14 protein-coding genes and 1 pseudogene are annotated in these 14,674 nt (G+C 60.8%); 4 read left to right on the top strand and 11 right to left on the bottom strand.

Translation table 11 applies throughout. The annotated features are described in order from the left end of the window. Positions 1-18 precede the first annotated feature (18 nt). The 3 genes from ACQRBT_RS13045 to xerD form a co-directional block, all read right to left on the bottom strand. Positions 19-1,323, bottom strand: a complete 1,305-nt coding sequence (locus tag ACQRBT_RS13045; protein ID WP_060754270.1) for a homoserine dehydrogenase — start codon at positions 1,321-1,323, stop codon at positions 19-21. Positions 1,324-1,453: 130 nt separating this feature from the next. Continuing rightward, positions 1,454-2,185: a thioredoxin fold domain-containing protein gene (locus tag ACQRBT_RS13040; RefSeq protein ID WP_060754271.1), complete on the bottom strand. Its 732-nt coding sequence runs from the start codon at positions 2,183-2,185 to the stop codon at positions 1,454-1,456. Between the two features lie 150 nt (positions 2,186-2,335). Beyond that, complete coding sequence (xerD, locus tag ACQRBT_RS13035; RefSeq protein ID WP_090368769.1) at positions 2,336-3,232, bottom strand: site-specific tyrosine recombinase XerD; 897 nt, start codon at positions 3,230-3,232, stop codon at positions 2,336-2,338. Between the two features lie 107 nt (positions 3,233-3,339). Here xerD and ACQRBT_RS13030 point away from each other — a divergent pair, with 107 nt between their 5' ends. Continuing rightward, positions 3,340-5,148, top strand: a complete 1,809-nt coding sequence (locus ACQRBT_RS13030) for a cation:proton antiporter (RefSeq protein ID WP_412046755.1) — start codon at positions 3,340-3,342, stop codon at positions 5,146-5,148. Position 5,149: 1 nt separating this feature from the next. On the opposite strand, the gene ACQRBT_RS13025 is transcribed toward ACQRBT_RS13030, so the two are convergent. The 6 genes from ACQRBT_RS13025 to ffh all read right to left on the bottom strand — a co-directional run bounded on the left by ACQRBT_RS13025 (position 5,150) and on the right by ffh (position 9,216). Further along, on the bottom strand, positions 5,150-5,563 hold the full coding sequence (locus ACQRBT_RS13025; RefSeq protein WP_003193963.1) for an acyl-CoA thioesterase: 414 nt from the start codon (positions 5,561-5,563) through the stop codon (positions 5,150-5,152). Between the two features lie 81 nt (positions 5,564-5,644). Beyond that, positions 5,645-5,995 (bottom strand): 50S ribosomal protein L19, encoded by a 351-nt coding sequence (gene rplS, locus ACQRBT_RS13020; protein ID WP_003175895.1) that lies wholly within the window; start codon positions 5,993-5,995, stop codon positions 5,645-5,647. A 45-nt stretch (positions 5,996-6,040) separates the two neighbouring features. Next, complete coding sequence (gene trmD, locus ACQRBT_RS13015) at positions 6,041-6,814, bottom strand: tRNA (guanosine(37)-N1)-methyltransferase TrmD (RefSeq protein ID WP_174554031.1); 774 nt, start codon at positions 6,812-6,814, stop codon at positions 6,041-6,043. After that, the gene (gene rimM, locus ACQRBT_RS13010; protein ID WP_060754274.1) at positions 6,796-7,332 is read right to left on the bottom strand and encodes a ribosome maturation factor RimM; all 537 of its coding nucleotides are present in this window, start codon (positions 7,330-7,332) and stop codon (positions 6,796-6,798) included. The genes trmD and rimM overlap by 19 nt, the downstream gene beginning before the upstream one ends. A 5-nt stretch (positions 7,333-7,337) precedes the next feature. Then, positions 7,338-7,589, bottom strand: coding sequence for a 30S ribosomal protein S16 (gene rpsP, locus ACQRBT_RS13005; RefSeq protein ID WP_025854836.1), 252 nt, complete (start codon positions 7,587-7,589; stop codon positions 7,338-7,340). Positions 7,590-7,839: 250 nt separating this feature from the next. Further along, complete coding sequence (ffh, locus tag ACQRBT_RS13000; protein ID WP_060754275.1) at positions 7,840-9,216, bottom strand: signal recognition particle protein; 1,377 nt, start codon at positions 9,214-9,216, stop codon at positions 7,840-7,842. Positions 9,217-9,450: 234 nt separating this feature from the next. Here ffh and ACQRBT_RS12995 point away from each other — a divergent pair, with 234 nt between their 5' ends. From ACQRBT_RS12995 to ACQRBT_RS12985, 3 genes are all read left to right on the top strand, one after another. Continuing rightward, a complete protein-coding gene (locus tag ACQRBT_RS12995) occupies positions 9,451-10,263 on the top strand; it encodes a cytochrome C assembly family protein (protein ID WP_060754276.1) in 813 nt (270 codons plus the stop codon). Between the two features lie 12 nt (positions 10,264-10,275). Next, positions 10,276-11,514: a transporter associated domain-containing protein gene (locus ACQRBT_RS12990; protein WP_060754277.1), complete on the top strand. Its 1,239-nt coding sequence runs from the start codon at positions 10,276-10,278 to the stop codon at positions 11,512-11,514. A 221-nt stretch (positions 11,515-11,735) separates the two neighbouring features. Further along, positions 11,736-13,046, top strand: coding sequence for an MFS transporter (locus tag ACQRBT_RS12985; RefSeq protein WP_060754278.1), 1,311 nt, complete (start codon positions 11,736-11,738; stop codon positions 13,044-13,046). Positions 13,047-13,163: 117 nt separating this feature from the next. Here the strand turns inward: ACQRBT_RS12985 and purT (ACQRBT_RS12980) are convergent. Both purT (ACQRBT_RS12980) and purT (ACQRBT_RS12975) read right to left on the bottom strand, forming a co-directional pair. Further along, a pseudogene (gene purT, locus ACQRBT_RS12980) lies at positions 13,164-13,343 on the bottom strand (phosphoribosylglycinamide formyltransferase 2); the annotation flags it as partial. 120 nt (positions 13,344-13,463) lie between these two features. Further along, positions 13,464-14,645, bottom strand: coding sequence for a formate-dependent phosphoribosylglycinamide formyltransferase (gene purT / locus ACQRBT_RS12975; protein ID WP_054918313.1), 1,182 nt, complete (start codon positions 14,643-14,645; stop codon positions 13,464-13,466). Positions 14,646-14,674 lie beyond the last annotated feature (29 nt).

The following is a 14,674-nucleotide window of genomic DNA, read 5'->3' as shown; positions in this document are numbered from 1 at the left end:
GCCTCTGGATCAAATCGGTTAGCTCAAGTGTTCGACACGAATGCGTACCACCGGGCCGACCACGCCCTGCAGGGCTTCCAGCGCGGTGATGGCGTCGTTGATATGCTGCTCGAGCACGCGATGGGTCAGCAGGATCATCGGCACCTGGCCGTTCTGTTCCTCGACTTCCTTCTGCATGATCGACTCGATGTTGATACCGCGCTCCGACAGGATGCTTGCCACCTGGGCCAATACGCCCGGGTGATCCTTGGCCTGGATGCGCAGGTAGTAGGCACTTTCGCAAGCCTCGATCGGCAGGATCGGATGGGCCGACAGCGAATCCGGCTGGAAGGCCAGGTGCGGTACACGGTTTTCCGGGTCGCTGGTCATGGCGCGAACCACGTCCACCAGGTCGGCGATCACCGACGAAGCGGTCGGCTCCATGCCGGCGCCAGCGCCGTAGAACAGGGTCGAGCCCGCCGCGTCACCGTTGACCATCACCGCGTTCATCACGCCATTGACGTTGGCGATCAGGCGATCAGCCGGGATCAGGGTCGGGTGTACACGCAACTCGATACCGGCCGCAGTGCTGCGCGCCACGCCCAGATGCTTGATGCGGTAGCCCAGGGCTTCGGCGTAGTTCACGTCGGCGGTGGTCAGCTTGGTGATCCCCTCGGTGTAGGCTTTGTCGAACTGCAGCGGGATACCAAAGGCGATGGACGCCAGGATGGTCAGCTTGTGGGCGGCGTCGATGCCTTCGACGTCGAACGTCGGGTCGGCTTCGGCATAACCCAGGGCCTGGGCTTCGGCCAGCACGTCTTCGAAGGTACGGCCCTTCTCGCGCATTTCGGTGAGGATGAAGTTGCCGGTGCCGTTGATGATGCCGGCCACCCAGTTGATACGGTTGGCGGAAAGGCCCTCACGGATCGCCTTGATCACCGGTATGCCGCCCGCCACGGCGGCTTCGAACGCAACGATCACGCCCTTCTCGCGGGCCTTGGCGAAGATTTCGTTGCCGTGTACGGCGATCAGCGCCTTGTTGGCGGTGACCACGTGCTTGCCATTCTCGATGGCCTTGAGCACCAGCTCACGCGCCACGGTGTAGCCGCCGACCAGTTCGATGACGATATCGATTTCAGGGTTGGTGGCCACTTCGAAGACATCGTTGGTAATCGCGATACCGGTCGTTTGGAACTGAGGCTTTGGCGAACGCGTGGCAATTTGCGCCACTTCAATCCCACGCCCTGCGCGGCGGGAAATTTCTTCGGCGTTACGCTGAAGTACGTTGAAGGTACCGCCACCGACGGTCCCTAACCCACAGATGCCTACTTTGACCGGTTTCACTGAAGAACTCCCCATGAAACGGCCGACGCTAGGTCGGCCGTGGAAAACAGCCGCACGACTGCGGCTTTCAATTTGATGGCCCGTCGATCTGTCGGCGGGCCATGGTCGTCAAAGGTTCGACGACGCTGATTTACTTGGCGCTCAGAGCCAGTTTGGCAACTTGTGGTGCCGGCTGGTAGCCCGGAATTACCTGACCGTCAGCCAAAACGATGGCCGGTGTACCGTTCACGCCGATTGACTGGCCCAGTGCGAACTGCTTGGAAACCGGATTGGCACATTTGGCCGCCTTGATTTCCTTGCCATCGACCATCTTGTCCATGGCCGCCTTCTTGTCGGTCGAGCACCACACCGCCTGCAATTGCTCGTCACCCGGCGAGCCCAGGCCCTGGCGCGGGAACGCGACGTAGCGGACTTCCACGCCGAGCTTGTTCAGCGCAGGCACTTCGGCATGCAGCTTGTGGCAGTACGGGCAGGTGGTGTCGGTGAATACGGTGATGTGGGTCTTGGTCTCGCCAATGGCCGGGTAGACCACGGTTTCAGCCACCGGGATACCGTTGATCAGCTTGGACACACCCAGGCGCTCGGCTTTTTCGGTCAGGTTGACCGGCTTGCCGTCCTTGAGCTGGAACAGGTAGCCCTGGACGATGTACTGGCCATCGGCACTGGCATACAGCACACGGCTGCCCTTGAGCTTGACTTCATACAGGCCGGCCATGGGGCTGGCGCTGATGCTTTCGATCGGGGTGTCGAGTTGCAGGTTGGCCAGGCTTTTGCGGATGGTCTGCTCGGCGGCGTCATCGGCGAATGCGAAGGTGGAAACCAACGCAATGGCTGCGGCGGCAATAATCTGGGTCAAGCGCATGGGAACTCCTGAAGGCAGATGCAGGGACGGGTGCGGAGCACCGCTTGAAGACACCGGGCTATAAACACAGGCGCCGTCCCCCTTACTAACCGGCAAAGCCTACCACAGTTGGGCCGCAGGGCAGCCCGTAGCCGGATAAATTGGCGGTTTTCAGCCACGCGGGTGATGTTTGGCATGCATGTCCTGCAAACGCGCACGCGCGACGTGGGTGTAGATCTGGGTTGTGGATAAGTCGCTGTGGCCCAGCAACATTTGCACGACCCGCAAATCCGCCCCATGGTTGAGCAAATGGGTGGCAAAGGCGTGACGCAATGTATGGGGTGACAACGCTTTGCCAATCCCGGCCACTTTGGCCTGGTACTTGATGCGGTGCCAGAAGGTCTGGCGGGTCATCTGCTCGCCGCGCAGGCTGGGAAACAGTACATCACTGGGCCGCCCACCGAGCAGTTCGCTGCGGGCATCGCGCATATAGCGCTCGACCCACACAATCGCTTCCTCGCCCATCGGCACCAAGCGCTCCTTGCTCCCCTTGCCCATCACCCGCAATACCCCCTGGCGCAGATTGACCTGCTCCAGGGTCAGGCTGATCAGTTCAGTCACCCGCAGGCCGCAGGCATACAGCACTTCGAGCATGGCACGATCACGCTGGCCGATGGCCTCGCTGAGATCGGGCGCGGCGAGCAAGGCATCCACATCGGCTTCCGACAAGGATTTGGGAAGAGGCCTACCGAGTTGCGGCATGTCAACCTGCAGGGTCGGGTCGACAGCGATCAGCTTTTCCCGCAGCAAGTAGCGATAAAAACCACGCACGCCAGAGAGAAATCGTGCAGTGGAACGCGGCTTGTAGTTTTGCTCCAGGCGCCAGGCCAGATGATCCAGGATCAACTCGCGACCGGCATTGATCAGTTCGAGATTTTTCTCCTGCAACCAGCCATTGAACAGGGCCAAATCGCTGCGGTAGGCCTGGCGGGTGTTGTCCGACAAGCCTTTCTCCAGCCATAAAGCGTCAAGGAAGCGGTCGATCAGCGGGTGGTCAATGGCAGGCATGGGCACTCAAGCGGCGCAGCACAGGGCTTTGCGCGAATTATTTAGTGAACTGTGACAAGGCCCACTAGTCTTTCATAGCCCGCTATTTCAAGGAACAGGGAGCTTCAATGAACGAACAACAGATCCTGCTGGCACTGGGCGGCATTGGTGTAGCCGCACTGGCCTGCCAATGGCTGGCATGGCGCCTGAAACTTCCAGCCATCCTGTTTCTGTTGTTGAGCGGCATCCTGGCGGGCCCGGTGCTGGGCTGGCTCAATCCCCAGGAAATGTTCGGCCCGCTGCTGATGCCCCTGGTATCCCTGGCCGTGGCACTGATTCTGTTTGAAGGCAGCCTCACCCTGCACCTCTCGGAATGGAAGGAAATCGGCAGCGTCGTCCATCGCCTGGTCACGCTCGGCGCCCTGTCGACATGGGCGGTGATTACCGTTGCCACCCATTGGCTGCTGGGGTTCGACTGGCTGCTCGCCCTCTTGTTCGGCACCCTGACCCTGGTCACCGGGCCCACCGTGATTGTGCCCATGCTGCGGGTGGTGCGCCCCAAGGCGTCCATCGCCAATATCCTGCGCTGGGAGGGCATTGTCATTGACCCGATCGGCGCGCTGCTGGCCGTGGTGGTCTACAGCTTCATCATCGCCCGCGCATCGGGCGACGGCCTCAGCCACAGCCTGCTGACCTTCGGTGGGGTCATCCTGTGCGGCAGCCTGTTCGGTATTGCCGGCGGCTGGATGCTGGGGCAGATCATGCGTCGGCAATGGCTGCCCGAATACCTGCACAACCTGGCCACACTGGCGGGGGTGTTGGGGATATTCATCGCCTCCAACCTGGTGATGCATGAGTCCGGCCTGCTGGCGGTGACCCTCATGGGCATGTGGATGGCCAATATGAAAGGCGTGGATGTACGGCACATCCTGCACTTCAAGGAGAACCTCAGTGTGCTGCTGATCTCCGGGCTATTCATTCTGCTGGCAGCGCGCCTGGACCTGAATGCCTTGATCGCCTTGGGGCCGCTGGTGCTGATTCTGTTGCTGGTCATTCAATTTATCGCACGCCCCTTGAACGTCGTGCTTTCAACCTGGGGTTCCGGGCTGAATTGGCGCGAGCGTGCGCTGCTGTCATGGATCGCCCCACGCGGGATCGTGGCCGCGGCAGTGTCAGCGATCTTCGCCATTCGCCTGGATGAGGCGGGCCATGAAGGCGCACTACTCCTGGTTCCACTGACGTTCGCCGTGATCATCGGCACCGTGGTCCTGCAAAGCGCCACGGCACGCCCACTGGCCCGCCTGCTGAAAGTCGCCGAGCCTGCGCCCAGCGGTTTTCTGATCGTCGGTGCGAATGGCCCGGCGCGCATCCTGGGCAAGGCCCTGCAGCAACTGGGCAGCCGCGTGTTGCTGACCGACTCAAGCTGGGAAAACATCCGCGCCAGCCGCATGGAAGGACTGCCCACTTACTTCGGCAATCCTGCTTCACAACACGCCGAATCGCATCTGGATCTGGTTGGGCTGGGCCACCTGTTGGCACTCTCCCCCTCCGGCGAGCTGAATACCCTGGCCGCCATGCGTTTTCGCCACGACTTCGGCCATCGCCTGTTCGCCCTGGCCAGCAGCCAGGAAAGCCGCCGCACCGATAAACACAAGGCCAGCCACGAGCACCGCGGGCACCTACTGGGCAGCCAACCCTTGAGCTATACCAAACTCGCCAGCCTGTTGGGCCAGGGCGCCGAGCTATACAGCACGCATCTCACGGAGGGGTTTGGGCTGGAGCAGTACCAGGCACTGCATGGTGATCGCGCGACACTGCTGTTTGCCCGCGATACCAGCGGCTGGGTGCACGTCATCACCCCGGACAGCAGCTTGAAGCCCACCGCCGGCTGGACCTTGCTGGCAGTGATCCAACCGCAAACCTGCGCAGCCGGATAAATCAGTCAACAAACCCAGGCAACACCGGCACCGGGCGTTTGTCGGCATCGATCGCTACAAAGCTGAATACGCCCTGGATCGCCTTCTCGCGGCCATCGGCGCTCATGCTCTCGACGAAGACTTCCACTTCGACCTTGAGACTGGTATTGCCCACTTTGATCACGCGGCCGATCAACTCGACGATGGAGCCGGCCGGTATCGCATGGTTGAAGTCAATCCGATCAGTGGAAACCGTCACCAACGGCAGGCGGCAAAAACGCGTGGCGGTGATGAACGACACTTCGTCCATCCAGGCCAAGGCAGTGCCGCCGAACAAGGTGTTGTGGTGATTGGTGGTCGGCGGGAACACCGCCTTGGTGACGTGAGTGACGGACAGGTCGGTGCGGCGTTGGATTTCTTCGAGGCGGGTGGTCATGGACAATACCGGCAAATAGACAAATTTCAGGCACAAAAAAGCAGCCCGTAGGCTGCTTTTTTCTGCATCGGGAAGCTGGACTTAAGCCAGTTTTTCCTTGATGCGAGCTGCTTTACCGGACAGGTCACGCAGGTAGTACAGCTTGGCTTTACGTACGTCACCGCGACGCTTGACGGCCATGCTGTCGATTTGCGGGCTGTAGGTCTGGAAAGTACGCTCTACGCCAACACCGTTGGAGATTTTACGAACAGTGAAAGCACTGTTCACACCACGGTTACGCTTGGCGATTACCACGCCTTCGAACGCTTGCAGACGCGAACGGTCGCCTTCCTTCACTTTCACCTGAACGACAATGGTGTCGCCCGGGGCAAAGGTAGGGATCTCTTTGGTCATCTGCTCTGCTTCGAGTGCAAGGATGATTTTGTTAGTCATGCTGTGCTCCTAAGGTAAGTCAATGGACCTACCATCGATACGTTGTTAACTATCGTCCCGCGCGAGGATGTATTCCTCGAGCAGCTTCTTCTCTTCTCCAGAAAGCGAGCGGCTTTCCAGAAGATCGGCGCGTCGTTCATAGGTCCGACCAAGGGACTGCTGTAAACGCCAACGCCGGATGTGTGCGTGATTGCCACTTAGCAATACGTCGGGAACACGCTGATCCGCATACACCTCCGGTCGGGTGTAGTGCGGGCAATCCAGCAAACCATCCGTGAAGGAATCTTCCTCCGCAGAGTCCACATGCCCTAAAGCTCCAGGCAGCAGTCGTGTAACCGCATCTATCAGGACCATCGCCGGCAGCTCGCCACCAGACAGGACATAGTCCCCAATCGACCACTCTTCATCGACATGAGCTTCAATAAAACGCTCGTCAATGCCTTCATAGCGACCGGCAATCAGGATCAATGCTTCCTCATTCGCCAGTTCGCGTACCGCAGCCTGTTTCAGCTGACGGCCTTGAGGGGACAGGTAAATTACCTTCGCCTTCTCCCCGGCTGCTGCCTTGGCCTGAACCAACGCGTCTTCCAGGGGCTTGATCTTCATCACCATGCCCGGGCCACCGCCAAATGGGCGATCGTCCACAGTGTGATGTCGATCCGTCGTGTAGTCTCGCGGGTTCCAACAGGTAAGCTGCAACAGCCCCTGTTTCACCGCCCGACTGGTGATGCCGTACTCGCTGATGGCGGAAAACATCTCGGGAAACAAACTGATCACTTCAATGCGCAAATTAGCCACGCTTAGAAGTCCGCGTCCCATTCCACCTTCATCTCGCCTGCGACCAGGTCGACGGCCAACACGCATTGCTCCGTATAGGGCAACAGACGTTCGCGATCATCCAGGCTGCCAGCGCAAGGCTTGACCACCATTACATCATTGGCGCCGGTTTCCAGAAGATGATCGATTTTCCCGAGCAGTTGCCCAAGTTGATCAATAACCTTCAGACCTTCCAGCTGGTACCAGTAGTACTCGCCGTCGGTCAATTCAGGGAACAGGTTGCGCGGCACGCAGATCTCATAACCGGCCAGAAGACGAGCTTCTTCACGATCATCAAGACCCTTGAGCTTTGCGACCAGGAACTTATCGCTCCCGCGTCCACTGACCAGCTCGACCTGTTTCACACTCCCTTCGCGCTTGAGCGTCCAGGTTTTGTACTGCAACAGGTTTTCAGTCGGATCAGTAAAGGAATACACCTTCACTTCGCCGCGAACGCCATGAACAGAATAAATCTTGCCGATAACGATCAAATCATCAGCAACAGCTGGCGTCGCGCTCATATTGCTCAGGCCGCGGCCTTAGCCGAGTCCTTCAACAGCTGAGCAACACGCTCAGATGGTTGTGCACCAACGCTCAGCCAGTAGGCTACGCGCTCTTGGTTCACGGACAGACGAACTTCTTGACCACGAGCGATCGGGTTGAAGAAGCCAACTTGTTCCTTGTGAGAGCCGTCACGTGGGTTGCGGCTGTCAGTTACGGTCAAGTGGTAAAACGGGCGCTTTTTGGAGCCGCCAAGGGCAAGACGGATTGTTAGCATGTGAACATCGTTCCTGTAGTCGGTGCTGCAAATCTAAATGCACAGCGGGCATAGGTGCCCGAAAGGCCGCATATTCTAAGGAATATCCGGACTTTTGCAAATGTCTTTTTCTGGCGCCTATCGGCGTGCCATTCAGATCTGCTATAGAGCCGTCGGTTAAAACGGCGAGTCAGCCCCCGCCGATGGCGGGTTTGCTGGAGATCCCACGTCCCTGTGGGTCGGAGCAGGAGCACGCTCCCGCTCGAAACTTTTACATTTTTGGCATGCCGCCGCCGGGCAACATACCGCCCATGCCGCGCATCATCTTGGCCATGCCGCCTTTGGCGGAGAACTTCTTCATCATCTTCTGCATCTGCTTGTGCTGCTTGATCAAGCGACCGATGTCCTGCACCTGGGTGCCGGAACCCATGGCGATCCGGCGCTTGCGCGAACCGCTGATCAGCTCAGGGTCGCGGCGCTCGGCCGGGGTCATGGAGTTGATGATGGCTTCCATCTGCTTGAACTGCTTCTCTGCCGCACCCTGGGCATTGCCCATCTGCGCCAGGTTCACACCGCCGATGTTCGGCAGCTTGTCCATCAGGCCGCCAAGGCCGCCCATGTTCTTCATCTGTTGCAGCTGGTCGCGGAAGTCTTCGAGATCGAAGCCCTTGCCCTTCTTCAGCTTCTTGGCCAGCTTGTCGGCCTTGTCTTTGTCGAGGGTCGCTTCGGCCTGTTCGATCAGGCTGAGTACGTCGCCCATGCCGAGGATGCGCGAAGCAATACGCTCAGGGTGGAACGGTTCGAGCGCTTCGCTCTTTTCGCCCATACCGATGAACTTGATCGGCTTGCCGGTAATGGCACGCACCGACAGCGCGGCACCGCCACGGGCATCACCATCGACCTTGGTCAGGATCACACCGGTCAGCGGCAGCGCGTCACCGAAGGCCTTGGCCGTATTGGCCGCATCCTGGCCGGTCATGGCGTCGACCACGAACAGGGTCTCGACCGGGTTGATCGCGGCATGCAGCGCCTTGATCTCGCCCATCATCTCTTCGTCGACGTGCAGGCGACCGGCGGTATCGACGATGACCACGTCGATGAATTTGAGTTTTGCTTCTTTAATAGCAGCGTTAGCAATGTCGACCGGCTTCTGGCTCAGGTCGGACGGGAAGAAGGTCACGCCCACTTCGCCCGCCAGCATTTCCAACTGCTTGATTGCCGCCGGACGGTATACGTCGGCCGACACCACCATGACCGACTTCTTCTTGCGCTCTTTAAGGAAGCGCGCCAGCTTGCCGGCGGTGGTGGTCTTGCCCGCACCTTGCAGACCGGCCATCAGCACAACGGCCGGAGGCACGGCGCTGAGGTTCAGATCTTCGTTGGCCGCGCCCATCAGGCTTTCGAGTTCAGCCTGGACGATCTTCACAAAAGCCTGGCCCGGCGTCAGGCTGCGCGACACTTCGGTGCCGACCGCGCGCTCCTTGACCGAGTTGACGAAGTCCTTGACCACAGGCAAGGCCACGTCGGCTTCCAGCAACGCCATGCGTACTTCACGCAAGGTGTCTTTAATATTGTCCTCGGTCAGCTTGGCCTTGCCGGTAACGTGGCGCAGCGTCTGCGAGAGACGGTCAGTCAAGTTTTCAAACATGCGCGATCCTTTCAGGCCCTATTCATCGAAGTGCAATGGTAGACCGAGGTAATGGCAGCCCAGGCTGTGATAAATCGCTATTAAAAACAGCGCTCGGCGAGCCTGCGGCGTGGGCAGATCGCGGATTATAGCGAAGACTGCGCCCATGCACACCCGCTGTCTGGCCCGGGAGTCTTTCGTGGAACGCGGGGGTATGCCAAACTCAACGCCTTTCGGGCTTGTCTATCAGGATTTATGCTCCCTTTGTCACCCAGCTTGCTACCCAGCCTCGCCGCCGCCATCTTGTACGCCGCTGCGACCCTCTATCAGGGCACTCGTCTGGCCCAAGGCACTAAAGCGGACAAACGTCTGCTCGTCGGCCTTGGCGTCCTGGCCCTGCTGGCCCATGCCACGAGCCTGTTCATCCACCTGATGACACCGGTCGGCCTGGGCCTGGACTTTTTCAGCGCCGCCAGCCTGATCGCCGCCGCCGTCATCGCGCTGACCCTGCTGGCGTGCTACCGCATTCCCGTCGAGAACCTGCTGGTCCTGCTATTCCCGCTGGGAACATTGACGGTACTGCTGGCGCACTTCACGCCGACCGGCACCGTGCAGGTCATTGATGAAGGGCCCGGCATCCTGACTCACATCCTGTTGTCGGTCCTGGCCTACGGCATGTTCACCATTGCAGTGTTCCAGGCTCTGCTCCTGCTGTTGCAGGACCACCAGCTGAAAAACAAACATCCGTCCGGGCTGATCAAGAACTTCCCACCGCTGCAAACCATGGAAAGCCTGTTGTTCGGCTTCCTGTGGGCCGGCTGGACGCTGCTGTCGCTGTCACTGATCTCCGGCTGGCTGTTCGTCGAAAACCTGTTCGCCCAGCACCTGGTGCACAAAACCCTGCTGGCGTGCCTGGCCTGGGTGGTGTTCAGCGTGCTGCTGTGGGGGCGCAACCGCCTTGGCTGGCGCGGGCACAAGGCGATCCGCTGGACCCTGGCCGGGTTCTGCCTGCTGATGCTGGCCTATTTCGGCAGCAAGCTGGTTCGCGAATACATCCTGCATATCTGACGGGCAGCAAAAATGGACAACTTGCCCCTGGGGCCGATGCTCGCGGTAATCGCCCTGCTGATTTTATGGGCGGCGCTGTTTACCGCCATCGAAGCCGCACAACAGCACCTGCTGGCCCTGCGCCCCGGTACACGCCAGGGCGACAAGGCCGCCGCCCGCCTGAGCTTCCCGCGTAACAGCCTGATCCTGTGCAACAGCCTGTGCCGCGCTGGCGTGGTGATTCTCTGCACCTTGCTGGCCATCTACGCCTGGGCGCAGAACGGCCCCTGGCTCGGCTGGCTGATTGCCTGCGCGCTGTTGCTGATACTCGCCGACTACCTGCCCCGCGCCCTGGCCACCCGCCAGCCACAGGCCGTATTGGGGTTTGGCAATGCGCTGCTGGGCATCCCCCTGAAAATCCTCTACCCCCTGGCCTGGCTGCTCAATGGCATCAGCCTGTTGCTGCTGCGCCCGTTCGCGCGTAAATCCGGCGTGGTAAAAAACAGCGACCAGCCGTTGCCCGAGCATGACGATGAGCCGCAACCAGACTCGGACGAAGGCCGAACGCCTGGCTTGCCGGGTATCCACGCGCTGGACAACATCACGGTCAACGACATCCTGGTGCCTCGCAGCGAGGTGGACGGGATCAACCTGGACGACTCGACCGAAGAGATCATTGAACAACTGCGCACCTCCCAGCACACCCGCCTGCCGGTGTTCCACAGCGACATCAACCAGGTCGAAGCCGTGCTCAACACGCGGCAGATCCAGCACTTGTTGCCCGATGCCAGCCTGACCAAGGAAGCGTTGCTCGCCGCCTGCCATGAGCCTTACTTCGTACCGGAAAGCACGCCCCTGCAGCTGCAACTGCTGAACTTCCACAAACAGCAACGCCGCCTGGGCATGGTGGTGGACGAATACGGCGAAGTGCTGGGCATCGTCACCCTGGAAGATATCCTCGAAGAAATCGTCGGCGAATTCGAAAGCGAGCAAAGTTCGGACAACCCGCATATCGAAGCCCAGACAGACGGCCGCTACATCATCGACGGCGCCGCCTCGATCCGCGAGCTGAACAAGAGCCTGGGCTGGCACCTGCCCAGCGACGGCCCCAAGACCCTCAACGGCCTGGTGACCGAAGCGCTGGAGACCATTCCCGACTGCGCGGTGTGCCTGAAAATCGGCCGTTATCGCCTGGAAATCCTCGAGACCGAGGACAACCGCGTCAGCAAAGTGCTGATCTGGCACACCAGCCGGGTGCCGGTCGCCGCCTGACCCTCTTGTTGGAACTGCAACCCCCTTCCTATAATCGGGCGGCTTATCCAAGCACCGCCCGACCGCGTGCTACCCGCACTGAGCGCGTCCAGGCACCGCACCATCCTGTCTGACCGGTGTTTGCTCCCATCCCGAGCCACTCCGCGCACTGCCCTGAACCCTGGGTGTTCGACCAATAAAAATCCGCGTCCAAACGCGCAATGACTGTCAGGGATACTGCCATGAGCACCACCTACAACGAGGCCGCGAGCGCCGCCCCGAGCAACTCGACCGCACGGGTCGCCACGGCGAGCATCGTCGGCACTGCCATCGAATTCTACGATTTCTACATCTATGCCACCGCTGCGGCGCTGGTGATCGGCCCGGTGTTCTTCCCACAGACCTCCGGCACCGCACAGATGCTGGCGTCGTTCCTGACCTTCGGTATCGCTTTTATCGCCCGCCCGCTGGGTTCGGCGCTGTTTGGCCACTTTGGCGACCGCATCGGCCGCAAATCCACGCTGGTCGCGTCCTTGTTGCTGATGGGGGTGTGTACCACGCTGATTGGCTTGCTGCCCGGCTATGACAGCATCGGAGCGTGGGCGCCGATCCTGTTGTGCGTGCTGCGTTTCGGCCAGGGCCTTGGCCTTGGCGGGGAATGGGGTGGCGCAGCGTTGCTGGCCACCGAGAACGCGCCGAAAGGCAAACGCGCCTGGTTCGGCATGTTTCCGCAACTGGGGCCTTCGATTGGGTTCCTGGCCGCCAACGGCTTATTCCTGATTTTGGCCATGAGCCTGAGCGACGAGCAATTTCGCAGTTGGGGCTGGCGCATCCCGTTCATCCTCAGCGCCGCGCTGGTGATGGTCGGCCTGTATGCACGCCTGAAGCTGCACGAAACCCCGGTGTTCGCCAACGCCGTGGCCAAAGAGGCCCCGGTGAAAGTGCCGCTGGTGGAATTGTTCAGCCAGCATTGGGCGCCAGTACTGCTGGGGGCCGCGTCGATGGTGGTGTGTTATGCCCTGTTCTATATCACCACCGCATTTTCCCTGAGCTATGGCGTGTCGACACTGGGCTACAGCCGCGAGACATTTCTCGCCCTGTTGTGCTTTGCCGTGCTGTTCATGGGGTTGGCGACGCCACTGGCGGCCCTGGCCAGTGACCGCTATGGGCGCAAGCCGGTACTGATTGCCGGGGCGATCCTGGCGATTTTGTCGGGTTTCACCATGGAGCCGCTGCTGACCCACGGCTCAACCTGGGCCGTGGCGCTGTTCCTGGCGCTGGAGCTGTTCCTGATGGGCGTGACCTTCGCCCCCATGGGCGCACTGTTGCCGGAATTGTTTCCGACCCGCGTGCGTTATACCGGCGCTTCGGCGGCGTATAACCTGGGTGGGATTGTCGGCGCATCGGCCGCCCCCTTCTTCGCGACCAAGCTGGTGGCGATGGGCGGGCTGAGTTATGTCGGCGGGTATGTCTCGGCGGCGGCGCTGCTCAGCTTGATTGCGGTGCTGTGCCTGAAAGAGACGCGGGATAACGACTTGAACAAGGTCGCCTGATGATCGTTCCCACGCTCCGCGTGGGAATGCAGACCGGGACGCTCTGCGTCCCAAAGCGTGACGCAGAGCGTCACAAGAGGCATTCCCACGCAGAGCGTGGGAACGATCTGTACCCGATTACAGCTCTACAACGACAGCCTGGGAAGCACGGGTCGCCTTGGCCCGAGCGGCTTCGATCGACTCATCCCGCGCCAACGCCACACCCATGCGGCGCTGCCCATTCACTTCTGGCTTGCCGAACAGTCGCAACGCCGTGTCTGGCTCGCTCAGCGCGGCGCCCAGGTTGGCGAATGCGGTCGATGATCGTTCCCACGCTCCGCGTGGGAATGCAGACCGGGACGCTCCGCGTCCCAAAGCGTGACGCAGAGCGTCACAAAAGGCATTCCCACGCAGAGCGTGGGAACGATCTGTACGTGATTACAGCTCTACAACGACAGCCTGGGAAGCACGGGTCGCCTTGGCCCGTGCCGCCTCAATCGACTCATCCCGCGCCAACGCCACACCCATGCGGCGCTGACCATTCACTTCTGGCTTGCCGAACAGTCGCAACGCCGTGTCCGGCTCGCTCAGTGCGGCGCCCAGGTTGGCGAATGCGGTCTGGGTCGACTGCCCTTCCACCAGGATGACCGCCGAAGCCGAAGGCCCGAACTGACGGATCAACGGGATCGGCAGGCCCAGAATGGCGCGCGCGTGCAGGGCGAACTGCGACAGGTCCTGGGAGATCAGGGTCACCAGGCCAGTGTCATGGGGGCGTGGCGACACTTCGCTGAACCACACCTGATCACCCTTGATGAACAACTCCACGCCAAACAGGCCACGCCCACCCAGCGCCTCGGTGACCGCCTTGGCGACACGCTCGGACTCCGCCAGGGCAATCGGGCTCATCGCTTGCGGCTGCCAGGATTCCTGGTAATCGCCCTTCTCCTGGCGATGGCCAACCGGCGCGCAGAAGGTCGTGCCGCCGATGTGGCGCACGGTCAGCAAGGTGATTTCGTAGTCGAAGTCGATAAAACCCTCGATGATCACGCGGCCTTTGCCGGCGCGCCCGCCCTCTTGCGCGTAATCCCAGGCTTTCTGCACGTCGTCAGCGCTGCGCAGCAGGCTCTGGCCCTTGCCCGACGAACTCATTACCGGCTTGACCACGCAGGGGAAACCCAGGTCCTGAACGGCCTTGCTGTAGTCTTCGAAGGTATCGGCGAAGTGGTACGGCGAGGTCGGCAGGTCCAGCTCTTCGGCGGCCAGGCGACGGATGCCTTCGCGGTTCATGGTCAGCGAGGTGGCACGCGCGGTAGGGATCACGGTGAAGCCTTCGGCCTCCAGTTCCACCAGGGTGGCGGTGGCGATGGCTTCGATTTCCGGCACGATGAAGTGCGGTTTCTCCGCCTCGATCACTGCGCGCAGGGCCGCGCCGTCGAGCATGTTGATCACATGGCTGCGATGGGCGACCTGCATGGCCGGCGCGTTGGCGTAGCGATCCACGGCAATCACTTCAACGCCCAGGCGTTGCAGCTCGATCACCACTTCCTTGCCCAGCTCACCGCAGCCACACAGCAAAACGCGGGTCGCGGTTGGCGACAATGGAGTTCCGATTCGGGTCATCTCAGGTCCTCAGGGGAGCGGATCATGGG

Source organism: Pseudomonas sp. R19M, assembly GCF_050312585.1.
In the GTDB taxonomy this organism is placed as follows: Bacteria; Pseudomonadota; Gammaproteobacteria; order Pseudomonadales; family Pseudomonadaceae; genus Aquipseudomonas; species Aquipseudomonas palleroniana.
This window is presented reverse-complemented; position numbering and strand designations above follow the sequence as displayed.